The 26,079-nt window shown below is 69.8% G+C and carries 19 protein-coding genes and 2 pseudogenes; 15 read left to right on the forward strand and 6 right to left on the reverse strand.

The genetic code is table 11. The features are described 5' to 3' along the window. The first annotated feature begins 18 nt into the window (after positions 1 to 18). From ACZ6I3_RS09155 to ACZ6I3_RS09200, 10 genes and pseudogenes are all read left to right on the forward strand, one after another. The gene (locus ACZ6I3_RS09155) at positions 19 to 2,466 is read left to right on the forward strand and encodes a glycoside hydrolase family 2 TIM barrel-domain containing protein (RefSeq protein ID WP_469413062.1); all 2,448 of its coding nucleotides are present in this window, start codon (positions 19 to 21) and stop codon (positions 2,464 to 2,466) included. 30 nt (positions 2,467 to 2,496) lie between these two features. After that, positions 2,497 to 4,605: a hypothetical protein gene (locus tag ACZ6I3_RS09160; RefSeq protein WP_469413064.1), complete on the forward strand. Its 2,109-nt coding sequence runs from the start codon at positions 2,497 to 2,499 to the stop codon at positions 4,603 to 4,605. A 34-nt stretch (positions 4,606 to 4,639) separates the two neighbouring features. Beyond that, entirely contained in the window at positions 4,640 to 6,988 is a 2,349-nt protein-coding gene (locus tag ACZ6I3_RS09165) for a glycoside hydrolase family 3 N-terminal domain-containing protein (RefSeq protein ID WP_469413066.1), read from the forward strand. A 182-nt stretch (positions 6,989 to 7,170) separates the two neighbouring features. Then, a complete protein-coding gene (locus ACZ6I3_RS09170; protein WP_469413067.1) occupies positions 7,171 to 7,788 on the forward strand; it encodes a TetR/AcrR family transcriptional regulator in 618 nt (205 codons plus the stop codon). 60 nt (positions 7,789 to 7,848) lie between these two features. Beyond that, a complete protein-coding gene (locus ACZ6I3_RS09175; protein WP_469413069.1) occupies positions 7,849 to 8,775 on the forward strand; it encodes an alpha/beta hydrolase fold domain-containing protein in 927 nt (308 codons plus the stop codon). Positions 8,776 to 9,029: 254 nt separating this feature from the next. Continuing rightward, the gene (locus ACZ6I3_RS09180) at positions 9,030 to 9,602 is read left to right on the forward strand and encodes an SMI1/KNR4 family protein (protein WP_469413071.1); all 573 of its coding nucleotides are present in this window, start codon (positions 9,030 to 9,032) and stop codon (positions 9,600 to 9,602) included. Positions 9,603 to 10,271: 669 nt separating this feature from the next. Next, a pseudogene (locus ACZ6I3_RS09185) lies at positions 10,272 to 10,457 on the forward strand (DUF6192 family protein); the annotation flags it as partial. After that, entirely contained in the window at positions 10,391 to 11,053 is a 663-nt protein-coding gene (locus ACZ6I3_RS09190) for a DUF6192 family protein (RefSeq protein WP_469413073.1), read from the forward strand. The pseudogene ACZ6I3_RS09185 and the gene ACZ6I3_RS09190, both read left to right, overlap by 67 nt. A gap of 2 nt (positions 11,054 to 11,055) precedes the next feature. Beyond that, a complete protein-coding gene (locus ACZ6I3_RS09195) occupies positions 11,056 to 11,466 on the forward strand; it encodes a RacP protein (RefSeq protein WP_469413074.1) in 411 nt (136 codons plus the stop codon). 73 nt (positions 11,467 to 11,539) lie between these two features. After that, positions 11,540 to 12,349: pseudogene (locus ACZ6I3_RS09200) on the forward strand (IS5 family transposase); the annotation flags it as partial. 168 nt (positions 12,350 to 12,517) lie between these two features. On the opposite strand, the gene ACZ6I3_RS09205 reads toward ACZ6I3_RS09200, so the two are convergent. After that, complete coding sequence (locus tag ACZ6I3_RS09205) at positions 12,518 to 13,039, reverse strand: hypothetical protein (RefSeq protein ID WP_469413076.1); 522 nt, start codon at positions 13,037 to 13,039, stop codon at positions 12,518 to 12,520. Positions 13,040 to 13,259: 220 nt separating this feature from the next. After that, on the reverse strand, positions 13,260 to 14,723 hold the full coding sequence (locus tag ACZ6I3_RS09210; protein WP_469413078.1) for an MFS transporter: 1,464 nt from the start codon (positions 14,721 to 14,723) through the stop codon (positions 13,260 to 13,262). Between the two features lie 127 nt (positions 14,724 to 14,850). Here ACZ6I3_RS09210 and ACZ6I3_RS09215 point away from each other — a divergent pair, with 127 nt between their 5' ends. Next, complete coding sequence (locus tag ACZ6I3_RS09215; RefSeq protein ID WP_469413080.1) at positions 14,851 to 17,073, forward strand: glycoside hydrolase family 3 C-terminal domain-containing protein; 2,223 nt, start codon at positions 14,851 to 14,853, stop codon at positions 17,071 to 17,073. Continuing rightward, positions 17,070 to 18,272 (forward strand): glycoside hydrolase family 1 protein, encoded by a 1,203-nt coding sequence (locus tag ACZ6I3_RS09220; RefSeq protein ID WP_469413082.1) that lies wholly within the window; start codon positions 17,070 to 17,072, stop codon positions 18,270 to 18,272. The genes ACZ6I3_RS09215 and ACZ6I3_RS09220 overlap by 4 nt, the downstream gene beginning before the upstream one ends. Positions 18,273 to 18,329: 57 nt before the next feature. Here ACZ6I3_RS09220 and ACZ6I3_RS09225 read toward each other — a convergent pair whose 3' ends face one another. The 4 genes from ACZ6I3_RS09225 to ACZ6I3_RS09240 form a co-directional block, all read right to left on the reverse strand. After that, entirely contained in the window at positions 18,330 to 19,841 is a 1,512-nt protein-coding gene (locus ACZ6I3_RS09225; protein WP_469413084.1) for a glycoside hydrolase family 43 protein, read from the reverse strand. 118 nt (positions 19,842 to 19,959) lie between these two features. Then, positions 19,960 to 20,157 (reverse strand): ferredoxin, encoded by a 198-nt coding sequence (locus ACZ6I3_RS09230; protein WP_469413085.1) that lies wholly within the window; start codon positions 20,155 to 20,157, stop codon positions 19,960 to 19,962. Between the two features lie 53 nt (positions 20,158 to 20,210). Next, the gene (locus tag ACZ6I3_RS09235) at positions 20,211 to 21,461 is read right to left on the reverse strand and encodes a cytochrome P450 (protein WP_469413087.1); all 1,251 of its coding nucleotides are present in this window, start codon (positions 21,459 to 21,461) and stop codon (positions 20,211 to 20,213) included. A 159-nt stretch (positions 21,462 to 21,620) separates the two neighbouring features. Continuing rightward, a complete protein-coding gene (locus ACZ6I3_RS09240; protein ID WP_469413089.1) occupies positions 21,621 to 22,376 on the reverse strand; it encodes an SDR family NAD(P)-dependent oxidoreductase in 756 nt (251 codons plus the stop codon). Between the two features lie 296 nt (positions 22,377 to 22,672). Here ACZ6I3_RS09240 and ACZ6I3_RS09245 point away from each other — a divergent pair, with 296 nt between their 5' ends. The 3 genes from ACZ6I3_RS09245 to ACZ6I3_RS09255 all read left to right on the forward strand — a co-directional run bounded on the left by ACZ6I3_RS09245 (position 22,673) and on the right by ACZ6I3_RS09255 (position 26,000). Further along, complete coding sequence (locus ACZ6I3_RS09245; protein ID WP_469413091.1) at positions 22,673 to 23,317, forward strand: TetR/AcrR family transcriptional regulator; 645 nt, start codon at positions 22,673 to 22,675, stop codon at positions 23,315 to 23,317. Positions 23,318 to 23,400: 83 nt separating this feature from the next. Beyond that, complete coding sequence (locus ACZ6I3_RS09250; RefSeq protein ID WP_469413092.1) at positions 23,401 to 25,326, forward strand: flavin-containing monooxygenase; 1,926 nt, start codon at positions 23,401 to 23,403, stop codon at positions 25,324 to 25,326. Next, positions 25,323 to 26,000, forward strand: a complete 678-nt coding sequence (locus ACZ6I3_RS09255; RefSeq protein WP_469413094.1) for an SDR family NAD(P)-dependent oxidoreductase — start codon at positions 25,323 to 25,325, stop codon at positions 25,998 to 26,000. The genes ACZ6I3_RS09250 and ACZ6I3_RS09255 overlap by 4 nt, the downstream gene beginning before the upstream one ends. Positions 26,001 to 26,079: the final 79 nt, after the last annotated feature.

A 26,079-nucleotide genomic window follows, 5' to 3' on the forward strand; every position in this document is an offset into this window, starting at 1 on the left:
ACAACTCATGGAGTCCACATGATCCGCACGTCCTTCAACGACGGCTGGCAGGTCCGGCCCAAGGTCAACCCCTTCGCCGAACTGTCCGGTCAGGTGGTCCCCTTCCAGCCGGTGACGCTGCCGCACGACGCCCTGATCGAGCAGCGGCGGATCGCTCCGGACGGCGACGTCACGATGGAGAACGCCGCGGGGGCCTACTTCCCCGGCGGAGTCTTCGAGTACCGCAAGAGCTTCTCGGTCCCCGAGGAGTACCGGGGCAAGCGGATCTTCGTCGAGTTCGAGGGCGTGTACCGCGACGCGACCGTCCACATCAACGGCGACTACGCGGGCCAACGGCCCTACGGATACTCGCACTTCCGCATCGACGCCGACCGCTACCTGCGCTTCGGCGAGGGCGAGGAGAACGAGATCCGGGTCGAGGCCCGCACCCACCGGGACTCCCGCTGGTACACGGGGGCGGGGATCTACCGCGACACCTGGCTGCTCGTCGGCGACGTGGTCCGCATCGTGCCCGACGGCGTCCGGGTCACCACACCCGACATCGACGACTCGCGGGCCGTGGTCGAGGTCGCGACGGACGTAGCCAACGACTCGATCGAGGTCCGCACGATCCCCGTGGTCACCGCGATACGGGACAGCGCCGGGAGCATCGTTGCCACCGACACCTCCAAGGTCACGGTGTTGCCCAGGGAGTCGGTGACCGTCCGGCAGCGCCTGTACGTACCCTCCCCGGCCCTGTGGAGCCCAGAGGCACCGAGTCTCTACGACTGCCAAGTGTCCCTGGGGGACCTGGACGAGGAGAAGGTCACCTTCGGCATCCGCTCACTGCGCCTGGACCCCGAGCACGGCCTGCGCCTGAACGGCGAGACAGTGAAGCTCCGCGGCTCCTGCGTCCATCATGACAACGGGGTGCTCGGCGCGGCGACCCATGCCCGTGCCGAGGAACGCCGGGTGGAGATCCTCAAGGACGCCGGCTTCAACGCGATCCGCAGCTCCCACCAGCCGTTGAGCAAGGCGATGCTGGACGCCTGCGACCGCGTCGGCATGCTCGTGGTGGACGAGGCGTTCGACGTGTGGACCTCCGGCAAGAGCGAGTACGACTACAGCCTGAGCTTTCCCGAGTGGTGGGAACGCGACGTCGAGGCGATGGTCGCCAAGGACTTCAACCACCCCAGCGTCATCATGTACTCGATCGGCAACGAGATTCCCGAGACGGGCTCGCGCTTCGGTGCCGCGTGGGGGCGAAGGCTCGCCGAGAAGGTCCGGTCCCTGGACCCGACCCGCTACGTCACCAACGCCGTCAACGGCATGCTCGCGGTGATGTCCGAGCTGGGTGCCCTGCGAGAGCAGTGGATGGAGCAGGCGGCCGAGGACGGCGCCGGCATCAACACCCTCATGGCGGACGCCGGGGACGCGATGAACACCATCAGCTCCTCCGAGCTGGTCACCGAGCGCACGGCCGAGTCCTTCGCCCTCCTGGACGTGGCCGGCATGAACTACGCCGAGGCGCGCTACGCCCTCGACCGGGACCTTTTCCCGAATCGGATCATCCTGGGCACCGAGACCTTCCCGACCCACATCGCCGGCAACTGGCGGCTGGTCGGCCAGTACGGCCACGTCATCGGCGACTTCACCTGGACCGGCTGGGACTACCTGGGCGAGGTCGGTATCGGCAGACCCCAGTACCTCACCGAGGACGGGTTCCTGCACGCGCACAACGCGCCGTACCCGTACCTGGTGGCGGGGTGCGGTGACATCGACATCACCGGGCACCGCCGGCCCGCCTCCTACTACCGGGAGATCGTCTTCGGTCTGCGGTCCGAGCCGTACATCGCGGTCCGCAGGCCCGAGCACCACGGAAAGACCTGGACGGGGTCACCGTGGGCCTGGAGCGACAGCCTCGCCGGCTGGACCTGGCCCGGGTTCGAGGGTGAGCCGATCACGGTCGAGGTCTACAGCGACGCCGACGAGGTCGAACTCATCGGCAACGGGAACTCGTTCGGGCGGCGGCCGGTGGGCGCGGAGCACGGCTTCCGCACTGAGTTCGAGATCGTCTACGTGCCGGGGGAACTGGTCGCCATCGCCTACCGGGGCGGCGTCGAAACCGGCCGTACCAGCCTGCAGTGGGCCAACGGTCCGCTACGGCTGACCGCCGAAGCCGACCGGCAGGTCATCGGTGCGGCGGGCGGCGATCTGGCCTACGTCACCCTGACCCTGACCGATGCGATGGGCACCTGCCACACCGCCGCCGACCGCCTGGTGAGCGTCGAGGTCTCCGGAGCGGGCGAACTGATCGGGTTCGGCAGCGCCGACCCGTCGACCGAGGAGCGGTTCGACGCGACGGAGCGCCGCACGTACGAGGGCCGCGCGCTGGCCGTTCTCCGCCCCACGGGTGTCGGCAAGATCCGCCTCACCGCGACCGCGCCGGGATGCGACCCGGTGGACGTCGTCGTCACGGCCGAATAGCACCGCAGAGCCCCACCACCAGGAGACACGGTGACCAAGATCGACCGCGAGTCCCTCGTACGCCGCCACACCATCGAGATCAGCCGGCCCGACCCCTCCCACGTCCTGACCGTCGGCAACGGCGACTTCGCCTACACCGCCGACATCACCGGCATGCAGACCTTCGTCGACTACCACGACCAGTCCACCGCCTTCGCCGAGCAGCGGCTCGCCGTCACCAACGCGACCCTGTCGAACTGGGGCTGGCACTCGATGCCCAACCCCGACGGGTTCGTTCTCGACGACGCCATGTCGACGTATCGGACGGCACGCGGACCGGTGCGGTACCCGGACAAGTTCGACACCGCCTCGATGATGGGCGGTGAACTGGCCGACGAGTTCCGCGCCGGGGCCTGGCTGCACATGAACCCGCACCGGATCGACCTCGGCCGGGTCGGACTGCGACTGCGTAACGCCCCGGGCGCCGAGCCGGAGAGCGACCCCGGCGCGCTCACCAACCCCCGCCAGCGGCTCGACCTGTGGTCGGGCACGCTCACCAGCCGCTTCGAGTACGCCGGCCAGGAGGTCAGGGTCACCACGGTCGCCGACCCGCGGCACACACGGGTCGCCTTCCGGATCGAGTCGGAGCTGCTGAGCAGCGGCCTGGCCGGGGTCGTTCTCCGGTTCCCGTACGCGAGTGACGGCTTCTTCCAGACCTCCGACTGGGCATCGCCCGACCGGCACGAGTCGACACTAGAGCTGTCGGGGGAGCGGACGGCCCGCATTCGGCGGGTGCTCGACGACACGTCGTACGAGGTGCGGCTCGACTGGACCGAGGGCGCGCTGTCCGTGGCGCGGGAGCCGCACGAGTTCGAGCTGACCGGATCGGCGACCACGCTGGAGCTGGTGGTCGGCTTCTCTCCCGACGGAGAGTTGTCCGACGGCGCCTTCGCGTCGGTCTCCGATGCGGCCGCGGCTTGGTGGCGTGACTTCTGGATGTCCGGTGCGGCCGTCGACTTCGCGGGGAGCACCGACCCGCGGGCGGCCGAGCTCGAGCGCCGCGTCGTGCTGTCGCAGTACGTGACTGCCGTGAACAGCTCCGGCTCGCTGCCACCCCAGGAGTCGGGACTCGTCGCGAACTCCTGGTTCGGCAAGTTCCACCTGGAGATGCACTGGTGGCACGCGGCCCACTTCGCCGCGTGGGGGCGCCCCGAGCTGCTCGCCCGCAGCATGGACTGGTACCTGTCCATCCTCGACAAGGCGCGCGAGACCGCACGGCGGCAGAGCTACGAGGGCGCCCGCTGGCCCAAGCAGGTCGGCCCGGACGGCCAGGAGAGCCCGTCGGACATCGGCTCACTCCTCGTCTGGCAGCAGCCCCATCCCCTCTACCTTCTCGAACTGCTCCACCGCGGCCTGCCGGAGGACAACCGGCCGGACCTGGTCACCCGCTTCGCCGAACTCGTCGAGGAGACGGCCCGGTTCATGGCCTCCTTCGTCGAGGAGCGCTCCGGCACCTTCCATCTGCCCGCCCCGGTGATGCCCGCGCAGGAGTTCTACGATGCCAAAGCCACCGAAGACCCCACCTTCGAACTCGCCTACTGGTGGTACGGGCTGGAGATCGCCCAGACCTGGCGCGAACGCCTCGGCCGGGAACGCGACAAGCGATGGCAGCACATCCAGGACAACCTGGCCGCGCCGCACCAGCGGGACGGGGTCTACACGGCCGTAGCGACCGAGCCCTACCTGCGCCGTGACGACCACCCCTCACTGCTGTGCGCCCTCGGGGTCCTGCCCGCGGGCCCGCTCGTCGACGCCGGTGTGATGAAGGCGACGCTGCTGGACGTCCTCGGCGACTGGCAGTGGGAGTCCGCCTGGGGCTGGGACTTCCCCGTCATGGCGATGACCGCCGCCCGGGTGGGCCGTCCCGACCTGGCGGTGGCCGCCCTGCTCATGGACACCCCGAGGAACGCGTACTCGGCGGTCGGCCACAACCCGCAGTTCGGCAGCCTGCTGCCGCTCTACAACTCCGCCAACGGCGGCCTCCTCGCGGCCGTGTCCCTCATGGCGGCCGGCTGGGACTCCGCCGGCACCGACTGCCCCGGCTTCCCGCGCGACGGCCGCTGGCAGGTCCACCACGAGGGCTTCACCGTCTGGCCCTGACGGCCCGACGACTCACTGACGAAGGAAACCTGACATGGCCACTGGTGCATGGACCCCTGACGACATCCGGCGTCTGGTCTCCCGGCTCACCCTGGAACAGAAGGTCGCCCAGCTCGCCGGCCTGAGCGCCGCCGACCTGTTCACACGGGAACCGTCGGACGGCGGCGGCCCCACGGTCGACGCACGGCGTATCCACGACCTGCGCCCGCACGGTGTGGGACACCTGTCCCTGGCGTGGTTCCTGGGCGACGACGCCGACAGCATGCGAGGACTGCTCGCGCAGATCCAGTTCGTCGTCCGCGAGGTCTCACCCTTCGGCATCGGTGCGCTGGTCCACAACGAGGGCATCAACGGCTTCCTGCACGCCTCCGGTTCGCAGTTCCCCACGGCGTGGGGGCAGGCGGCGACCTGGGACCCCGAGCTGGTACGGCAGGCCGCCACGGTGACGTCGGCGCACATGCTCGACGCCGGGATCCAGCTGATGTTCTCCCCGGTGATGGACATCAACCGCGACCCGCGCTGGGGCCGTGTCCACGAGACGTACGGCGAGGACCCGGAACTGGCCGCACAGCTGTCCGTCGCGTTCGTGCGGGGCGCGCAGGCCGAGCCCGGTGTCCTCGCGACCGGCAAGCACTTCCTGGGCTACGGCTCCTCCGAGGGCGCGCTGAACCAGGCCGTCACGCAGCTGGGACGGCGCGCGCTGGTGGACGAGTACGCCGAGCCGTTCCGCCGCGCGATCGCGGAGGCGGGGCTGTCGTCGGTGATGAATTCCTACAACGAGATCGACGGCGTGCCCGCAGCCGCCAACCGCTGGCTGCTCACCGAGTTCCTGCGCGAGGCTCTCGGGTTCGACGGCCTCGTGGTCGGCGACTACGACGCGGTCAACCTGCTGCGCACCCACCACCGCACCGCCCGCACAGAGGGCGAGGCGGCAGTGCAGGCCCTGTCCGCCGGCCTGGATGTGGAACTGCCGAACAACGTCAACTACGTGTGTCTGGCGGACGAGGTGACCGCCGGCCGCCTGGACGAGAAGGTCGTCGATCTGGCCGTGGCGCGTGTGCTGACCATCAAGGCCCGCGTCGGGCTCGTCCCCGGCTTCGGGCCGGCCCCCGCACCGGCGGTACGTCCGGATCGCGAGAGGGCCGCCGAGATCCGGCGCGCCATCGCGACGCGCAGCACGGTCCTCCTCCAGAACGACGGCATCCTGCCCCTGACGCCGGGGGAGCGTCGAATCGTCGTCGTGGGGCCCGCCGCCGACGAACTGCGTATCCACTTCGGCGCCTACACCTCCGTCTCCAACGCCGAGATGCCGCTCGGCATGATGGCGGTCATGGAGGGCAAGGTCCCCGGCGTCGACCCGGCGACCTTCAACTTCACGGACATCTTCCAGACCCGCATGCCCGGCATGGACCCCACGTTCGAGGACGTGGCCCGCGACCTCCACCCCGAGGCTCCGACGGTGCTGGACGCAGTGCGGGAGCTGGACGCGAAGGTCGAGTTCGTGTCGCTGGGCCGGTTCGAGAACGACGGCTCCCTGGACTCGGGAACCGTGCGGGCCGCGGTGGCCGACGCCGACGTGGTTCTCGCGGTCCTCGGCGAACGCACCGGCTGGGTCGGCAACAACACGGCCGGCGAGGGCCAGTCGACGGCCTCGCCGACCCTGCCGGGCGACCAGGAGGAACTCCTGGAGCACCTGGCCGCCACCGGCAAGCCACTGGTGACCGTGGTCGTCTCCGGCCGCCCACTGCTCCTGGAGAGGGCGGCGCAGGTGTCCAACGCCGTCCTGCTCGCACCCCTGCTCGGCGAGGAGGCGGGCACCACCGTCGCGCACACCCTGTTCGGCCGGATCAACCCCAGCGGCAAGCTGCCCAGCACCTTCCCGCGCCACCTGGGCCAGATCCCGCTCTACCACGGCCACCACCACGGCAGCGGCTACGAGCACCCGACCGGCACCCGCCACGGCTACGGCGACCTCGCCACCCAGGGACCTCTCTACGCCTTCGGCCACGGGCTGTCGTACACGACCTTCGACGTAGCGCTCGACGAGAGCGACGACCGCCCGGCGGTCGAACTGGCCGGCGGTGTGATCCGGGCCCGGCTCACCGTGGCGAACACCGGCGACGTGGACGGCGAGACGGTCGTACAGCTTTACGCGCGTGACGAGTTCGCCACCGTCGTCCGCCCGGTACGCCAGCTGATCGCCTTCGCCCGCGTCGGCCTCGCCGCGGGGGAGACCCGGGACCTCACCCTCGAAGCCCCCGTCGAGCGGCTTCACTACACGCTGACCGACGGGCGCCGCGGCATCGAACCGGGCGACGTCACCGTACTGGCCGGACTCGCCGCCGACGCACTCCCCTGCGCGGCGACGGTCACGGTCGGCTGAAACGGCCGGCGGCTCCCGGTGCCCTGACACACCGGCGGCCGGCCGGCCGAGGGGCGGAGCGGGCGCCTCACCGACACCGGTGAGCGCGTCCGCTCCGCCGCGCCCTGAAGGCATCCATCCCGGCCCATCCGCACAGGCCACACCCGGCTTGTCCCCGCACGAGGTGAAGTACGGTCTGACGAGTGACGAACCAGCGAAAGCCACGAGGCCCGTACCGCAAGAGCGCGGAGCGACGGGAGCAGATCCTCCAGGCCGCTTACGAGGCCATCGACGAGTACGGGGAGAGAGCCTCTCTTCAGGACATCGCCGACCGGGTCGGGGTGACACAGCCGGCGCTGACCTATTACTTCCCCACCCGTGACGAGCTGCTGCTCGCGGTGCTGGAGCGGCGGGACGTGATGGGCAAGGCCTCCGCCGGTGCCGCCGCGGCGGAGCATCGGAACATGATCGACGGCATGGTCGCGAGCACCCGCCACACCACCGACCACCCCGGTCTGGCCAAGCTGTACGTCACGCTCTCCGCGGCGGCCACCGACCCCGAGAGCCCCGCGCACCGCTACTTCACCGAGCGCTACCGGGGGCTCGCGACCGAGGTCACGCGGGACTTCGAGGAAGAGCAGCGAGCCGGCGGGATCCGGGCCGACGAACCGGCCGAGCACCTCGCCAGGGCGCTGCTCGCGGTGCTGGACGGTCTGCAGATCCAGTGGATGCACGACCCCACGGTGGACATCGCAGCGATCGCCGAGACGTTCACACGGCTGCTGGAGCCCACGCCCGCCTCCGGGCCGGAGGCAGGCTGAACCTGGCCCTGAAATTTTAACAATGATAGATTTTGGAGACTCGACCACCTGGGAGCATCCATGCCACTCGATCCCTTCCTTGCCGCGAAGTCGCACCTTCTCGACGGCCTCAGCTGGGAGGACGCCCAGGCGGATCCGGAGGCCATGGCCCGGTTCATGGAGTACTTCCGCGACCCCGGCGAGTGGGTCATGCCGGACGTCTCCGTCGAGGACCGCACCGTCCCGGGCCCCCACGGGGACGTTCCCGTCCGGGTCTACACCCCGCGTGAGGAGCCCCGTCGCGCCCTGCTGTGGCTGCACGGCGGCGGGTTCATGGGCGGCGATCTCGACATGCCGGAAGCGCATGCCGTGTCCGCCGAACTTTCCGCTCGAGCACAGGCGTTGGTGGTCTCCGTCGGCTACCGGCTGGCCGTGGACGGCACGCGCTACCCGGTTCCCGTGGACGACGCGCACGCAGCCTGGCTCTGGCTCGCCGAGAACGCCAGGCCCGATTCCGGTGCCGTCGGGCTGGGCGGTGCGAGCGCGGGCGCGGCCATCGCCCTGTCCACGGCGATCCGGCTCCGCGACCAGGACGGACCTCGCCCGGACGCCCTGCTGCTCGCCTATCCCTTCGCCCACTTCCCGAACCCGGCCCTGGACGACGAGACGTCGGCCGGGATGCGGGAACTGCCGACGCTCCTGCGGTTCAGCAACGCGTCGATCGAGTTCATGGTGCGCAACTACGTGGGCCGTCTGACCGACCTCCCCGCGGAAGCGATGCCCGGGGCGGCGGACCTTCACGGCCTTCCCGCGACCGGCATCGTCCTGTCCGAGTACGACGACCTCCGCCCCTCCGGCGACCTGCTCGCCCGGCAGTTGGAGGAATCCGGTGTCCCGGTCCGGACGTACCTCTCGGCGGGAATGCCCCACGGTCACCTGAACCGAGGCCCGTCACTCAAAGAGGTCGACCGCTCGCTCGACTTCTTCGCGGCGATGCTCTGCGGTTGATGCCGCGCGGTGGGGACTCGCGGCGTCATCCTGGGCCGCCGGAACCTCAGTGCCTGTGTCGGGTCCTTGCATGACAACGAGAAGCGGCCCCGTCCTCGCTCGCAGCAAGGACGGAGCTGGCAAACGCCCTCGTTCCTGACGGAGCGAGGGCGTGCTCATGTGGCCGGCCTCAGAAACCGTCTTTGAACTCCGGTGGGTGTCCTTGCCGTTGATGAGTTGGGATCCTTGGCCTCTGGCTGGGTGGAGGAGGGCGCGTGAGTGTCGAGGAGTCGTGGGGCAAGATCGAACGCTGGATAGCCCAGCATGCGCCGGAGGAAGATTCATTGCCGGCTCCGTGTACTCGCGCAGACCTGGATGCCCTGTACGAGTCTCTCGGCGGGCAGCTACCGGACGATGTCGAACGCTCACTGCTACGTCACAACGGCTCAGGCCTGACCGTGATTCTCCCGCCCGGGTTCACGCTCCTGAGCGTCGAGGACATCCTCAAGAAGCGTGCGACCTGGTTGAAGTACGCAGCACCGGATGACTGTAACCTGACAGAAGGGGACAAACCCTTCCTCGTCCCGTTCGCAACGTTGAGCGTTATCCAGCTCCTGGTCGACATCAGGACAGGCCGTATTGGCGAGTGGGACATCGAGCAGGGCTTCGCCTGGGAACGTGATCCCCTCTGGCGCTCCTTCACTAGTGCCCTGGACTTCGTCGGGAACCTGTTGGTCTCACCGCCTCCTTGGATCGCGATACTGCCGGGCGACGACGAGTGGGAAGTAACTGACAGGGACCCGGATTTCCCCGGGACGCTCGTATGGACCGAAGACCCCGTCGACTGACCTGCCCGGCTGGGTGACGGCGGCTTCCGGCCGTACGGTGACGGCATGGGCGGTGACAGGGTGCCCCGGCTGCGGTTGGTCGTTGTCGCGGCCGACGAGAGCGGGCCGCGGTTGTGCCGGGGGTGCGGGGTGGCGTTGATGCCGTCGGTGAAGTCGACGGCGGTGTTCTGCGCGGCGGCGTGTCGTTCGCGGCACTGGCGGCGGATGCGGCGGGCGAAGGCACGGACCGAGGCGGTGAAGGCCGGTGTTGTGGCCTCGTGTCCGCAGTGCGGGGCGGTGTGGACGGTCGGGGTCGGCCGTCCCGTCTCGGCTGTCTACTGCTCTCCCGTCTGCCGCAAACGGGCCTGGAATGCGCGGCGCGCGCAGTCCGATGGGGCGTGAGCCTGCGCGTCCGGTAGCGGTGGGGCTGCTTCGAGCGCCGGGCCGGTACGCCCCTACCTCCGGGGCGAGGCGGTCGGATTGTGCGAAGTGACGGGCATCCAGGGCGAGTTGACGGTACGCGAGGGTGTTGTCCCCGGGGCTCGTGGGGGTGGTGTCCGGATGACCGGGATGGTCGGCAGTGTGACCCGGCAGCGCTACGACGAGCTGGTCAAGCTGGGGCGGGACTGGGTCGCCACGATGAGTAGCGTCCAGTGGCAGCTCGGGGACGCGGCCACGGAGATCGAGCCGATGCGCCCCTACGGCGGCTCCAACCCGTCGGGCAACGAGGAACTGTTCACGGTCAGCGAGGCGCTGCGCCTGTTCGCCGAGGACGTCGGCCTCGCCTACACGACGATCCGGGACTATCGGTGGGTGGCCTCGCGCTGGCCGAAGGAACGTCGGCGGGCGGATGTCTCCCACACCATCCACAAGATCTTCGCCTCCATCGCGGACGAACACGAGCGGTTCGAGGCGGTGGACAACCCCCGCCCCATCCGCGCAGCGGGCCCGCGCGCTGGACGCACGACAGCGCGAAGAGGATCGTCGGCTGGAAGGTCGACACCCCCGAGAGCGTCCAGGAGAAGGTGGACGCGATCCACGACCTGGCCGCCGACGACCAGGTCGCCGCGCGGGTGGCCACCGACTTCCTGCGCCGCCCGGCGGTCGCTTCGAAGGCCATGGCTGACGGCACGGCCAGGCACGCCGTGAACGAGGCGCAGTTCGACCAGTTCCGTCAGCAGGTCCAGTACGGGCAGGAGGAAGCCGCTCCGCAACTGGACCAGCTGCGGCGCATGGAGCACAACACCCAGTTCATGGACCTGGTCGCGGTCTGCACACAGTTCACCGTCACCGCCGGAAGGATCGTGCCGAACCTGCGCAGCGCGCCCTACGACGACGCCGAACGCGAGACGATCCTGCGGGGCCTTGCACGGGTGCGAGCTTCGGCGGACTGGATCGAGAACGCGGTCACCCGCGGCGAGGTCGACCTGGACGAGCAGCTTCAGAAGCTGCTGAAGGGCTCGGGCGAGTAGCGATGGGGCGGGGCGTTCCCGCTCACATCCACGCCGAAGCCATCCTGTCCGCCCTGCTGGAGGCCCGCCCCGCCGGTCTGACGATCATCCAGCTGATGGCGGCCACCGAGCGCACCCGCGCGCAGGTCCACACCGGGCTCGCGCACCTGCGCCAGGTCGCCGCGGCGAAGGGACTTCCGCCGGTGACCTGGGACAAGACGTGGGGATACCGGATGCTGGAGGACGCGCCGGAGGTCTGGATCGGCTACGAGCGGGCGTTCTTCGAGTCCGTCCACCACCGGGTGGAGAACTTCATTGCCGGGATCCTCCTGCCGCACCAGAAGAAGAAGCCCGACGACCCTTACATCCGCACGGTCATGGCGCAGATGGGCGCGATCGAGTCCACCCTGCACCTCCTCGCCAACCTGGAGTAACCCCCGGAAAGGCAACGAGCCGCGACCGCCCGGCAGTTGGCTCTCTCTTCCGGTCGCGGCCCGGCGCCCCGTCATGCCGCTGCCCTGCTACCGCTATCCCTCCGACACCAGCGACCTCGAATGGGCCCTGCTGGAACGGCTCCTGCCCACCCCCGCCTGCCAGACCCCCAAGGGTGGGGCCCCGGAGAAGTGGCCCCGCCGCCGCGTGGTCGACGCCATCCGCTACATCACCGACAACGGGGCGAAGTGGCGGGCGCTGCCCGCTGACTTCGGCATTCCGTGGCGCACGGTGTTCGGGTATTTCGCCCGCTGGGCGAAGGGCGGCGTCCTGCGGCGCATCCTCGACCAGCTCCGCCGGCAGTTGCGGCTGCGGCGAGGGCGGTGTCCCTGGCCGGTCCGGGTGATCGTGGACTCGCAGTCCGTCAAGGGCGCGGAGACCGTATCGAAGGCGACGCGCGGCTACGACGCCAATAAGCACATCAACGGGAGGAAGCGACATCTTCTGGTCGACCAGGACGGCCTTCTCGTCGACCTCCTCGTCACGCCCGCCGACGTCCAGGACCGCGACGCGGCCCGCGTGCTGCTGACCCGCCTTCATGTCGAGCACCCCGAAATCGTCTTGGTCTGGGCCGACAACGGTTACGGCGGCGAGGAGTTCGCCACCTGGGCCCAGGACGCCCTCGACATTACCGTCAAGGTCGTCTCCCGGCCCAAGGACGCCAAGGGCTTCGTTTTGCTGCCCAAGCGCTGGGTGGTTGAACGGTCGAATTCGTGGACGATGCGGGCCCGCCGCAACTCGCGGGATTACGAACGCCTCATGTCCCACGCCGAAGCCCACATTCAGTGGGCGTTCATCACCCTTATGACCCGCCGCCTCACCCGCCAGAGCCGTCGAAACAAGATCGTCCCGGCCTCTCTCACGGCAGCCGCCTGACGATCTCTCATTTGCCGTTCGGGTCGGCGTCGGATGGACACCGAACCGAACGGCAAGAACGATCACTCTTCACCCCTATGTCCTATGACCTGCGGAAAGAGGATGTGACACAGCTTCTCACTGGAGCCCGGCGGCCCGCCGAAGCGTCGCTCGACGTTCAAGGCTGGGCAGCCCCTCCGCCAGCATGGCCACCGCACTCGCGTGTTCCGCGAACACGGCCCGGCACTGCTCACGCTCAGGGTGATCGTTGTCGCTGCCGAACCACTGCACCATGCCCTCGTTGCCGGCGTCGATCGGCTCGGAGTACCCGGCCATCGAAACCAGAAGCTCCAGCAGCCCTGACCGCCCGGGGAGTTGCGGGTCACTTGCCAGACGGAAGAGGAACGGCACGAGCGAGGGCGCGGCCGGGTTCATCTCGTTGATGCCGAGAACGGAGTTGGTGAGCACTCGTCTGGCCTCGGGCGCGGCGGACTGATCGAGAAGACCTCGCAGCAGCACCGGGATCGCGGCGGGGCACTCCGGGAATGCGGACCAGAGGACATCCTCACACCCCTGGAGGGCGGGATGGCCACGGCCCGCGTCGACTGCCCGCGGGTACTGGTGGAGGAATCGAGCGATCGCCGCCTCCTTGGCGGCCACATCCATCCTGCACACGAGTCGGTCCCCTCGATCCTGACGTCTTGAGCCCCGAGCCCAAGTCAACCGCACTCTCGTGCGACCGGGGTCCCACGTGCAAGAACTCCCCTGATGTCCGGCCGAGCCGCCGAGTGGCCTCTTCACCGGGCCCTGCGACTACGGGCTCGGACGTCGCCGGCCGGCTCCGGAAGGGCTCCGGAGCCGGCGGCGGAGCAGGAGCGGGTCAGACCGCCTGCCCCACCTCGGCTTCGTCGAGGCGCTTGGACTTGGGGATGAGAGTGACGAGCACAGTGGCCACGGCGACCACACCGGCGAAGAGCAGGAGTCCGTTGGTGTAGCTGTCGTCGACGTAGAAGGCGGTGCCTTTCATCACCTTGCTGTCCTGGGCGACGACCGCGAACGCCACCTGGGTGAGCACGGCCTGGAGGACGCCCTGCATCATGCTCTGGGCGCCGTTGCCCAGTGCCTGCTCCTCCGGTTTCACCGACTCGATGACCATGATGGGGACCAGGGCGACGACCATGCCCATCCCTATGCCGCTGAGCAAGCCGATCGTCATGAACTGGGCGACGGTGTGGTGGAACTGGGACATGAGGGCGACGCCGATGGCCACGCACGCGCCGCCGATGCCGAGCAGCAGCCGTGAGTCGACGCGCCGGGCCAGGATTCCGGTCGCCACCGAGACCGCGAGGAGGAGAACGCTGTTCGGCGCGCTGACCCAGGCGTTCTTCGTGGCGGTCCAGCCCAGGCCGTCGGACAGGCCGGGGATGTCCGGCATGAGGACGAGCAGGTTGAGCACGGTGCCCTGGGCGAAGACCGCCGCCATGATGAGGGCCGTGACCAGGAACGTCGACCAGACGCGGCGACGCCCGAGCAGGGTGATGGGGAACATCGGGTGGGCGACCTTGCGCTCGACCGCGACAAAGGCGATCACAGCCACTACGCCGCCCCCGATGAAGGCGAGTGTGTCGCCGCTGGTCCAGCCCCACTGCCCGCCCTTGCCGACGCCGTAGAGGATGGACGCCATGCCGCCGCCCAGCAGGATCCCGCCGACCCAGTCGGTGGGGGTGCGGGCCTCGCGCACGGGGCTCCCGGGCACGAGGAACAGCACGGCGGCCAGGCTGATCGCGGTGGCGATCACCATGAACCACAGCACGCCGCGGTAGCCGAAGTCGTCGAGAATCCAGCCGGACAGGAACGGTCCGCCCAGCGCCAGTACACCCATGCCGCCGCCGAGGAGGCCGCTCGCCGGACCGACGAGACGGGGCGGGAAGACATCCCGGGCCAGTGCGAAGACGAGCGCGATCGACGGTCCGTAGAAGCCCGCGACGGCGCGTCCGACGAGCAGCGTCTCGTAGTTGGTGGCGACGGCGGCGATGAGGTCACCGACCAGGCCGAGCGTGGTGATGACGACCAGCAGTCGCTTCTTGCCGTAGATCCCGGCGGCCTTCACGATGAACGGCGTCGCGAAGACGCCGATGAGCGAGCCGATCTGGGTGAACCAGGCGATCTCCGTGGTGCGGAAGTGGATCGCGATCTGGGACTGGGCGTTCGAACCCATCAGTCCGATGAGGCCGTTCAGCTGGGACGCCCACAGCAGCGCGACCAGGATCAGTGCGAACCGCACACCGAAGCCCACCTTGCCTGCGCCCTCTTCTTTGTGCGGTGACTCGACGTTGAGTGTCATGCGGCACCCCGGCCCTTTCGTACGGGTGGAGCCCTTGTGCTCCCAGCGCGCAGGCTAGCTCCTAAATTTTTTGAGTGATAGATTTTCGACGTCGAAATATTCTCGTGACTTTGGAGGGACCCCGCCCATGCAGCAGCCCGACCCTGCCTCCCTCCCGCTGGAAGTGAAGGCGTCCCTGCTCTCCGGAGGGGACTTCTGGTCCACACCGTCACTCGACGAGGCGGGCCTGCGCGCGGTGGTGCTTACAGACGGGCCGCACGGGATCCGGCGCCAGCGGGCCGGCGCCGACCATCTGGGCTTTCACGCGAGTGAGCCGGCCACCTGCTTCCCCCCGGCCGTCGCGATCGGATCGAGCTGGGACGCTGAACTGGCCGCCCGCGTGGGAGAGGCGGTGGGCCGGGAGGCCCGGGCGCTGGGCGTCGGCGTCGTCCTGGGCCCCGGAGTGAACATCAAGCGGTCCCCCCTGTGCGGACGCAACTTCGAGTACTACTCCGAGGACCCGCTCGTGTCCGGTGTGCTGGGCGCGGCGTTCGTGCGCGGAGTGCAGGCGCAAGGCGTGGGCGCGACCGTCAAGCACTTCGCGGCCAACAACCAGGAGACCGACCGGATGCGGGTCAGCGCCGAGGTCGACGAGCGGACGCTGCGCGAGATCTACCTGGCGGCCTTCGAACGCGTCGTCACCGAATCCCGCCCGGCCGCCGTCATGGCCGCCTACAACCGGGTCAACGGTGTCCCGGCCTCGGAGAACATCTGGCTGCTTACCGATGTGCTGCGTGCGGAGTGGGGTTTTGAAGGCGCGGTGGTCTCCGACTGGGGTGCCGTAGGCGACCGGGTGGCGGCGCTGGCGGCCGGCCTCGATCTGCAGATGCCCGGCCCGGATGACGCCCACGACGCGGAGATCGTACGGGCGGTACGCGAAGGCGTCCTGGACGAGGCCCTGGTCGACGCGAGCGTACGGCGCGTGGCCAATCTGCCAGCGCTCTCCGTCCCCTCGGAATCCGATGCGAACGCGGACGCCGAGCATCACCCCCTTGCCCGTGAGGTGGCCGCGGAGTGCGTGGTCCTGCTGAAGAACGAGAAGTACACCCTGCCGCTCGCGGAGGGCGTACGCCTCGCCGTCATCGGTGAGTTCGCCGCCCGGCCGCAGTTCCAGGGAGGTGGCAGCTCGCTCGTCAACGCCACCCGCGTCGACACCCCGCTGGAGGCGATCCGGTCCCTGGGCCACCCCGTGACGTACGCCCCCGGGTTCACCACGAGAGGGCAGGAGGACGCCGAGGAGTTGCGCGAGGAAGCCGTGCGGGCCGCCTGCGGCGCCGAGGTCTCCGTGGTGTTCGCCGGTCTGCGCGGGGAGACCGAGGGCTCCGACCGTCAGCACCTCGACCTGCCTGCCGACCAAGTGGAACTGGTGCGGGCGGTGGCGGCTGTCGCTCCCCGCACGGTGGTCGTGCTCTCGACCGGCGGTGTGGTGTCCCTGGAGGCCTGGCACGACGACGTCGACGCCATCGTGGCCGGCTGGCTCCTCGGACAGGCGGGCGGCAGCGCCCTCGCGGACGTGCTGTCCGGCACCGTGAATCCCTCCGGCCACCTGGCGGAGAGCATTCCGCTGCGCCTCGAGGACATCCCCAGCTACCTCACCTTCCCCGGCGAAGCGGGTCACGTCCGCTACGGCGAGGGTGTGATGGTCGGCTACCGCCACTACGAGACCGTCGGACGTGCCGTGCGCTATCCGTTCGGGCACGGGCTGAGCTACACGACCTTCGACACGGGGGAGTTGACGGTCGACGTCACCGGTGACGACACCGCCACCGTCCGGCTGCGGGTGACCAACAGCGGCGAACGGGCCGGCAAGCACGTCGTCCAGGTCTACGTCGCCACCACCGCCGGACCGGTCCGCCGCCCCGTGCGCGAGCTGCGTGCCTTCACCAAGGTCGCCCTACGGCCGGGGGAGTCCCGAACCGTCGAACTCCCGCTGGATCGCCGGGCATTTGCCTACTACGACATCGAAGCGGGCCGCGGCTGGACGGTCGCCCCCGGTGCGTACAGCATCCAGATCGGCGAGAGCGCCGCCGACGTCGTCGCCGAACAGACGATCACCCTCACCGGCGACACCGACGCGACCGCCCTCTCCCTCGACTCGGCCATCGGCGACTGGTTCGCCCACCCGGTCGCGGGCCCGCTGCTCAAGGAAGCCCTCATGGCCGGGGCCACCGGGGAACAGCGGCGACAGGCGGAGGCCAACAGTGACCTCTTGGAGATGGTCGCGTCCATCCCGGCCCGTCAGTACCTGCACTTCCCCGGCGTCCCCGTGACCACCGACGACCTGGCAAAGATCCTGGAGGCGACTCGATGAGCCGTAAGCCCGACCTGCGCCCCGACTTCCTGTGGGGAGCCTCCACCGCTCCGCACCAGATCGAGGGCAACAACCTCAACAGCGACTGGTGGCGTACGGAGCACCAGAGTGAAGGCCGCCTGGAACTCAGCGGCGACGCCTGCGACAGCTACCACCGCTACGGCGAGGACATGCGGCTGCTGGCCGACGCCGGCCTGAACGCCTACCGGTTCGGCGTGGAGTGGGCCCGCGTCGAGCCGGAACCCGGCGAGTTCTCCAGGGCCGAACTGGCCCACTACCGCCGCATGATCGAGACCGCACGCGACCTGGGCCTCGAACCGGTCGTCACCCTGCACCACTTCACCAGCCCCCGCTGGTTCACCGACGAGGGCGGCTGGACGGGCCCGACGGCCGTCGACAGGTTCTCCCGGTACGTGGAACGTGTCTGCGGGATCCTCGACGGCGTCAACTGGGTCGTGACCATCAACGAGCCGAACATGCTCGCCCTGATGAGCGGCATGGTGGCAGCCGTGGCCTCAGGCGCCGACATCACGCTCGCCACGGGAACGCGGATGCCCGCCCCCAGTCAGGAGATCGGCGAGGCCCTCGTGCGGGCGCACCGAGCCGCCGTGAGCCTCGTACACGCGCACACCTCGGCGAAGGCCGGCTGGACCGTGGCGCAGCAGTGCCTCGTCCCCGCCCCCGGCGCCGAGCGACGGCACGCCGAACTGAAGTGGGCGTGGGAGGACCTCTACCACCATGGGGCCCGCGGGGACGACTTCCTGGGTGTGCAGTCCTACACCAGCCAGACCGTCGACGCGGAAGGCGTCGTGCCGCACCCCGAGCACCCGGACAACACGCTGACGGGCTGGGCCTACCGTCCCGACGCGCTCGGCATTGCGCTGCGGGATGCCTGGAAGGCCACCGAGGGGTCGATCCCGCTGCTCGTCACCGAGAACGGCATCGCCACGGCCGACGACACGCGCCGCATCGCCTACACCACCGGGGCGTTGGGGCACCTGTACGAAGCGGTCGCCGACGGCATCGATGTGTGCGGGTACCTGCACTGGTCGGCTCTGGACAACTTCGAATGGGGCCACTGGGCGCCCACGTTCGGGCTCATCGAGGTCGACCGTGAGACGTTCGAGCGCACACCCAAGCCGAGCCTGGCCTGGCTCGGCGAAGTCGCCCGCAAGGGTGGCGCACTGGACGCGGAGTAGTCCTCCACCGCTGTCCGGGCGGGGCCGGACGACCTCATCCAGCCCCGCCCGGACGTGTCATATCAGAGGAGTGGCGGCCGGGGTGGGATCCGGAGCATAGGAGAAGCGGGTGAGGCGGGCGTCCGCGCCGAGCGCCTCGACGCCGATCACCCGGCCGGTGAAGCCCCCGGCGACCTCGGTCGACACGTAGCGCCCGTCGATCGTGGCCAGCGTGTGGAACTCGTCCCCGGCCAGGTGGCCGAGGTGGATCTCGTCCGGCCCCTTGGCGAAGCTGTACTGCTCCGTGTTGGCCACCGCGCGGAGAGCGAGCGGGTGCTCCGCCGCGATCCCGTCGGCAGTGGCCAGCACCTGGTCGAGCGGGCCGACGACCGCGCGGGCCGACAGTGTGCCGCCCCGGCGTTCCACCCCGAACCAGTGCGCGTCGTCGATCCGTACGACCAGGGCCGCGTCGCCCTGTGGCAGGGCCGCGGTCGCGGTCCAGGAGGCGTCGCGTGCCCGGACGGACAGCAGGCGTTCGGCGTCCCGTGCCTCGGGTGCCCGGCCGGCCAGCAGGCGCAGGCCCTTGCCCGGATCAGGGAGGGCGAAGGAGCGCGGGTCGGTGCCCGGCGCGATCCAGCGCGGGTGCAGGGCCGGGGCACCGAAGTCGTCGGTGAAGGCGGTGGGTGCCTCGGGGACGGTGAACCGGTCCTCGACGATCACAGGCCAGTCGTCCACCCAGTCCACGCCGGTCAGGAAGGTCTCGCGCCCGTTGACATGGGACTCGGGGAACGATCCGCGCGGTCGCACGCCCAGATGCACCATCGCCCAGGAACCGTCGGGCAGTTCGACCAGATCGCCGTGGCCGGTGTTCTGCACGGGGTGCGGGGTGCTGCGGTGCGAGAGGACCGGGTTTCCCGGGTGCGCCTCCCAGGGGCCGGTGGGGGAATCCGACCGGGCGACGCAGACGGCGTGCCCCGGGCCGGTGCCGCCCTCGGCCACCACGAGGTACCACAGTCCGCCACGCCGGACCAGGTGCGGGCTCTCGGTGTGGGCCAGACCGGTGCCGGTCCAGGTGATCCGGGGCTCCGAGAGCACTTTGCCCGTCGACGGGTCCACGGTGGTCTGGGCGATGCCCTGCGGGATCGACCACGTCAGATAGCAGGTACCGTCCTCGTCCCAGGCCAGGTCCGGGTCGATGCCGATGGCCCCGGTCGTGTGGACGGGGTCGCTCCATTCGCCCGCGGGGTCGCTCGCGCGGACGATGAGATGGCCCTTCATCACGTCGTCCCGGTTCGTCGTCACCAGCCAGAACTCGCCGTCGTGGTGGCGGATCGTGGGTGCGTAGACACCGGCGCTAGCCCCCTCCCGGCTCGGACGTACCTTCAACTGGGCGGGCCGGTCCAGAACGTTTCCGACCTGCTCCCAGCGCACGAGGTCGCGGCTGTGGAAGACGGGGACGCCGGGGAAGTACTCGAAGCTGGACGTCACCAGGTAGTAGTCCTCGCCGGCCCGGCAGATCGAGGGATCCGGATAGAAGCCCGGGATGATCGGGTTGACGTTCAGGGGCTTGCGCGAGTCGTTCGTGTCCATGAAGCCGCATGCTAGCCGCTAATTTTGTTAACCAATAGATTTTAGCCGGAACGGAGGAGCGGGACAGAGCCGGGAGTGGGCCGGCCCTGTCCCGCGCGGGGTCGAGGGGGTGATGCCCCTACCGCTCCGTCAGCCGGATCGCCACGGCCGGGCAGACCGCCACGGCATGGCGTACGTCGTCGAGCAGTTCGTCACCCGGGGTTTCGCTGAGCAGGATGGCGATGCCGTCCTCGTCGCGCTGGTCGAAGACGTCGGGGGCGGCGATGACGCACTGCCCCGACGCGACGCACTTCGGTTCGTCCAGTTCCACATGCATGTCTGTCTCCGGTCTTCGGTCGTGCTCTTGGTTGTTCGAGGAGGGAGGGCGGGTTACCAGGTCACCGGCAGCTCGTAGAGGCCGAAGACGAGGCCGTCGTACTTGAAGGGGAGCTTCTCCAGATCGGCGGCCAGGCGCAGGGTGGGGATCCGGCGGAACAGCGTGCCCCAGACGACCTGGAGCTCCAGGCGGGCCACGGGCTGGCCGAGGCACTGGTGGATGCCGTAGCCGAAGGCCTGGTGACGCCGGGCGTCGCGGCCGACGTCGAGGCGGTCGGGCTCGGGGAAGTGGCCCTCTTCCCAGTTGGCGGTGTTGCTGGGCAGGACCATGCCCTCGCCCGCGCGGATGGTCTGTCCGCCGATCTCGATGTCCTCCAGGGCGATACGGCGGTTGCCGAGGTGGATGATCGTCAGGTAGCGCAGGAGCTCGTCGACGGCGCGCGCGAGGACCTGAGGGGCGTCGGTGTCGCGGATGATCGCGAGCTGGTCGGGGTTCTCGAGGAGGGCCGTGGTGCCCAGCGCGATCATGTTGGCGGCGGTCTCGTGGCCGGCGCCGAGCAGCAGCAGGCCCATGGAGGTGGCCTGGCGGCGGGTGAGGTCGCCGTCGCGGAGGCGTTCCGCGAGGACGCTGAGCAGGTCGTCGGTCGGCTTGGCGAGCCTCGCCTGGATCTGCTGGTCGAGGTAGTCCAGCAGGTCGTGGTGGGCCGCCGCCACCTCCGCCTGGTCGGCGTCGTGACGCATACCCACGGCGCTCTTGGTCTGGAAGAAGTCGTGGTCCTCGTAAGGGATGCCGAGCAGTTCGCAGACGACCAGGGAGGGCAGGGGCAGGGCGAGTGAGCTGACGAGGTCGGCGGGCTTGGGCCCGGCCAGCATGGCGTCGATGAACTCGTCGGTCATCCTCTGGACCGCGGGCCGCATGGCCTCGATGCGCTTGACCGTGAAGGCGCTGGTGATCATTCGGCGGATCCGGGCGTGCTCCGGGTCGTCCATGTTGAGGAAGGCGGGCTCCATACCGCGCTTGGCGACCTCGGCGAACGCGGGGTTCATGTAAGGGAAGCCGGGGCGCCGCTGGTCGACGCTGCAGCGCGGGTCGGCCAGCAGGGCCCGCTGGTCGTCGTAGCGAGTGACGAGCCAGGGCGTGGAGCCGTCCCAGATCCGGACCTTCGTCAGGGGTCGGCCGGCCCGCAGCTGCTCCTCGTGCAACTCCCGCAGTCCGGCCGGCGGGGCGAACGGACAGCGCGCGTCCCTCGGCATCGGGAACTCGGGGACGGACTGGTCCAGGGCGTGGGCCAAGGGCTGGTTCATGTCACTCCTCATGGTGGGGGGAGGGAGCCGTGCTCGGGAATCCGAGGGCTCCCGGTCAGTGAGCCGACGAGAGAGGTCGGCCGGGTCAGGGCGCGGACCGGGGAGGCGCCCCGGTCGCTACGGCGGACCGGCGCATCCCTTCGTCCCCGGCACAGGCGTTCACCTGGCGAGGACGGCCGTCCAGCCGCCGTCGATCGGGATGTTGGTGCCGGTGATGTAGGCGGATCGGTCCGACGCCAGGAAGAGGGCCAGCTGCGCGACTTCGTCCGACTCGCCCGGGCGGCCCAGCGGAGGCTTGCCGGGGGCGTCCTCCACGGACCTCCCGGCGGCCCGCAGCGCGCCCAGGACCATCTCCGTCATGATCGTGCCGGGGGAGACGGCGTTGACCCGGATGCCTTCCGGGCCGAACTCCGCCGCGGCCGACCGGGTCAGGGAGACGACGCCTCCCTTGGCCGTGGAGTAGACACCTGACATGGGGGACGTGCTCGCCATGGCCGCGACGGACGCCCAGTTGACGATCGAGCCTCCGCCGGTCGGGCGCATCGCGCGGACCCCGTGCTTGATGCCCCAGAAGACCCCCTTCAGGTCCACCGCCAGCACCTGCTCGTACGTCTTCTCCTCCACTTCGGCGAGCGATCCGCCGGAGGCTATGCCCGCCACGTTCAGCACGGTGTCGACGCGGCCGAACTCGCGGAGCGCGGTCTCGAACATGGCGATGACATCGTCTTCCCGCGTGACGTCGCAGTGGACGGGCACGACGGAGTCGCCGAGTTCCGCCGCGGTGTCCTTCTCCTTGCCGCTGATGTCGGCGGCCACCACCTTGGCGCCCTCCTGTGCGAACAGCCGCACGCAGGCCTTGCCCATCCCTGAGCCGGCACCGGTGATCACGGCTACCTTGCCGTCCATCTCACCCATGAGGAGTCCTCCTTGTGTTCGTTCCGGGTCTCGTGGTCTCGTTCCGCACGCTTGGTTCCGGCCGCCGGCAGGAGGGCGGCGGGAAGGGTGCGCCCGTGGCTTGCCCTGAGTAAGCCTGGCGACTTTAAATCAATGGGTTCATTTAAACAGTTGGGTGAGGGGCTCTCAAGTGGGGTGGGCGAATTGAGGGACAAGGTTGCATGGAGAGGCAGTGAAGTGGCTGGCCGGTGGGGCCTCGCGGCGGTTTGCGGGGCCGGGTTCAGTGACGTGGCGCGGTGCCCCGGGGGGTGGCGGTGATGGCCGGCGGTACATGGCGGGCCGAGCAGGTCGGCGTGACGCGCGAGGCGCTGATGGTGGCGGCGGAGCGGCTGTTCGCCGAGCACGGGGTGTACTCGGTCACCCATCGTCAGATCGTCCAGGCCGCCGGTCAGGGCAACAATGCCGCGGTCGGCTATCACTTCGGCACGAAAGCCGGCCTGATCCGTGCGATCGCCCGCAAGCACGCCGAGCGGATGGAGCGCACTCGCGCCCGCATGCTGGGCGGCATCGACGGCTCCACCGAGCTGCGTGACTGGGTGGCGGGCCTGGTCCGCCCGGTCACCGCGCATCTCGACGCCCTGGGCAGTCCGAGCTGGTACGCCCGGTTCGCCGCACAGGTGCGAGCGGATCCGGCCCTCCACGCGCGGGTCGTCGAGGATTCCCTCGCCGGGGCTCCCGCGCTCCAGCGGCTCCTGGACGGCCTGGCTCGGTGCCTGCCGGACCTGCCCCTCGAAGTGCATGCCGAACGGGCTGTCATGGCACGGCATCTGGTCTCCCAGATGGCCGTCGACCGTGAACGCGCCCTCGCCGAGGGTGCCCCTACCTTCCATGCCACCTGGGACGACACCGCGGCCAGTCTCATCGAGGTGATCGTGGCTCTGTGGTGCGCGCCGGCGCCGTAGCTGTCGGCCGGGGCCGGTGTGGCCGCCCTGGTCACTGATTTCTTCGAGTGATAGATTTTTGATTCGGCGCTTCACGGCCCGTCATGGCGTGGGCGGCGCAGCCCCTCGTGGCCGCCTCGGGCATGCCGGTGGACGGCATCCGGGCGGCAGTTCAGCAGGAACCCAGAGAGGAAGAGGACGCATATGTCCGCCCCCACACCTCGTCCGGCTCCCCAGATCTCCAGCTGGACTTCGACCCCGATGCCCTGCGGGCGAGGTACCGCGCCGAACGCGACCGTCGCATCCGCCCCGACGGCAACTCCCAGTACCGGGGAACCGGCGGCGAGTTCGGCTACTACGCCGAAGACCCCTACGCCGACCAGGACTTCACTCGCGAGCCGCTGCACGACCGGGTCGAGGCCGTGGTCGTCGGCGGCGGGTTCGGCGGCCTGCTCGCCGCCGTCCGGTTGCGGCAGGCGGGTGTCGAGTCGGTCCGGGTGATCGACAAGGGCGGGGACTTCGGAGGCACCTGGTACTGGAACCGCTACCCGGGCATCCACTGCGACATCGAGTCGTACGTCTACATGCCGCTCCTGGAGGAGGTCGGCCACGTCCCGGAATGCCGCTACGCCCCGGGGGAGGAGATCCGGCAGCACGCCCAGGCCATCGCCCGGAAGTTCGGCCTCTACGACAACGCTTGTTTCCAGACGCAGGTGACCCGGCTCAGCTGGGACGACGCCTTGCTGGAGTGGGTTGTCAGCACCGACCGCGGCGACTGCGTACGGGCCCGCTACGTGGTCGCCGCCACCGGGACGCTCAGCCAGGCGAAGCTCCCGGCCATCCCCGGCATCGAGACCTTCACCGGGCACACGTTCCACACCAGCCGCTGGGACTACGCCTACACGGGCGGTGACGCCGACGGCGGTCTGTACAAGCTCGCCGACAAGCGTGTGGCCCTCGTCGGCACCGGCGCGACCGCCATCCAGGTCGTGCCCCACCTGGGGCGGGACGCCCAGCACCTGTACGTGTTCCAGCGCACTCCCTCCTCCGTCGACGTCCGGGACAACCGCCCGACCGACCCGGACTGGGCCAAGTCCTTGAAGCCCGGCTGGCAGCGAGCCCGCAGGGAGAACTTCCTCAAGGTCGTCACCGGCGTCCGTACGGACGAGGACCTGGTCGACGACTCGTGGACCAGCAGCGCACGCCTCCAGGAGAAGCTGATCCCGACCAACGCGTACGCGGACGTCCCGGCCGTGGAACGCGAACGCGCCTACGAACTCGCCGACTTCCAGAAGATGAACGAGATCCGCGCCCGCGTGGACCGTATCGTGCGGGACGCGGAGACGGCGGAGAAGCTCAAGCCCTGGTACCGCTACATGTGCAAGCGGCCCACGTTCAGCGACACCTACCTCCAGACCTTCAACCGCCCCGACGTGACGCTCGTCGACACGGCCGATACGCACGGCGTCGACCGGATCACGAAGAACGCCGTCGTGGTCGGCGGGACCGAGTACGAGGTCGACTGCGTCATCTTCGCGACCGGCTTCGAGGCCGGTGTCTCGGGCATCCTGTCCGGGCAACTCCCCGTGTACGGCCGCGAGGGGGTCCACCTCTTCGAGGCATGGGCCGAGGGGCCGAGGACACTGCACGGGTTCTCCACCCACGGCTTCCCCAACCTGTTCCAGCTGGGTCCGCTGCAGAACGCGGCCTCCGTCAACTTCGTCCACGTCCTCGACGAACAGGCCACCCACGTTGCCGAGGTGATAGCGCAGGCCCGCCGGCGTGGCGCCCGGTACGTCGAGCCGACCCCCGAGGCCCAGGACGCCTGGCTGGACACCCTCCGCAAGAACGCACCCGACCTGTACGGGTTCAAGGCGGAGTGCACCCCCGGCTACTACAACAACGAGGGCATGCCCCCGGAGCAGATGGAGACCTACGCCGACGGGCCCGTGGCCTTCCACGAACTGCTCCGGCGCTGGCGCGAGGACGGCGGCATGGACGACGTGCTCGTAGAGGCGGAGCAGGCGTGACCACCACGTACACCAGCCGTTACGGCGAGAGCGTCGATCCGGCCGCCGTCGGCGCCCGGTGGACCGTACGGCGGCTCAGCCCTCCCACCCCGCTGTGGGGTTCCAACGGAGTCGCGTTCGGGCCCGACGGGCGGCTGTACGTGGCGCAGTTCCTCGCCGGCCAGATCAGCGCCGTCGACCCGGCCGACGGGGACGTCGAAGTGGTCGTACCGATGGGCGGGCCGGTGCAGTCGCCGGACGACCTGGCCTTCGGAGCGGACGGCTCGATGTACATCGCCGACCTGGTACCCGGTCGCGTGTGGCGGCGCAGCACCGAGGGTTCGATCGTGTTCACCGCGTCCGAGGCCGCGCTGCGCGGCAGCGCGGCGGGCGCCGCCTACACCGCCTCCAAGCACGCCGTCGTCGGCCTGGTGAAGAACCTGGCCGTCATGTACCGGGGGCAGGGCATCCGGGCCAACGCGATCGCACCCGGCCCCACGGCCACCGGCATCCATGTGGACGCCAGTCCGGAGGCACACGGCCCCGCCGTCGTGGGGCAGTTGATCGGCGCCACCATCGGCCGTCGCGGGTCCGCGGAGGAGCAGGCCGCCGCCATCGTCTTCCTGGCCTCCGACGTCGCCTCCTTCGTCAACGGCGCCGTCGTTCCGGTCGACGACGGCTGGGCCGCCGTCTGACGGAAGGGGCGGCCGGCTCACTCCTCGCTGCGCCGGGGGCAGGAGTACAGGTATTCGCAGGACTCCAGGAAGGAATCCA

The sequence above is a fragment of the Streptomyces sp. NPDC041940 genome, assembly GCF_055589465.1.

Bases quoted from the DNA above. Each gene is read 5' to 3' on its own strand.
- ACZ6I3_RS09155 (WP_469413062.1), top strand. From the start codon at position 19: ATGATCCGCACGTCCTTCAACGACGGCTGGCAGGTCCGGCCCAAGGTC.
- ACZ6I3_RS09165 (WP_469413066.1), top strand. From the start codon at position 4,640: ATGGCCACTGGTGCATGGACCCCTGACGACATCCGGCGTCTGGTCTCC.
- ACZ6I3_RS09175 (WP_469413069.1), top strand. From the start codon at position 7,849: ATGCCACTCGATCCCTTCCTTGCCGCGAAGTCGCACCTTCTCGACGGC.
- ACZ6I3_RS09195 (WP_469413074.1), top strand. From the start codon at position 11,056: ATGGGGCGGGGCGTTCCCGCTCACATCCACGCCGAAGCCATCCTGTCC.
- ACZ6I3_RS09210 (WP_469413078.1), bottom strand. From the start codon at position 14,723: ATGACACTCAACGTCGAGTCACCGCACAAAGAAGAGGGCGCAGGCAAG.
- ACZ6I3_RS09215 (WP_469413080.1), top strand. From the start codon at position 14,851: ATGCAGCAGCCCGACCCTGCCTCCCTCCCGCTGGAAGTGAAGGCGTCC.
- ACZ6I3_RS09220 (WP_469413082.1), top strand. From the start codon at position 17,070: ATGAGCCGTAAGCCCGACCTGCGCCCCGACTTCCTGTGGGGAGCCTCC.
- ACZ6I3_RS09225 (WP_469413084.1), bottom strand. From the start codon at position 19,841: ATGGACACGAACGACTCGCGCAAGCCCCTGAACGTCAACCCGATCATC.
- ACZ6I3_RS09230 (WP_469413085.1), bottom strand. From the start codon at position 20,157: ATGCATGTGGAACTGGACGAACCGAAGTGCGTCGCGTCGGGGCAGTGC.
- ACZ6I3_RS09235 (WP_469413087.1), bottom strand. From the start codon at position 21,461: ATGAACCAGCCCTTGGCCCACGCCCTGGACCAGTCCGTCCCCGAGTTC.
- ACZ6I3_RS09240 (WP_469413089.1), bottom strand. From the start codon at position 22,376: ATGGGTGAGATGGACGGCAAGGTAGCCGTGATCACCGGTGCCGGCTCA.
- ACZ6I3_RS09245 (WP_469413091.1), top strand. From the start codon at position 22,673: ATGGCCGGCGGTACATGGCGGGCCGAGCAGGTCGGCGTGACGCGCGAG.
- ACZ6I3_RS09250 (WP_469413092.1), top strand. From the start codon at position 23,401: ATGGCGTGGGCGGCGCAGCCCCTCGTGGCCGCCTCGGGCATGCCGGTG.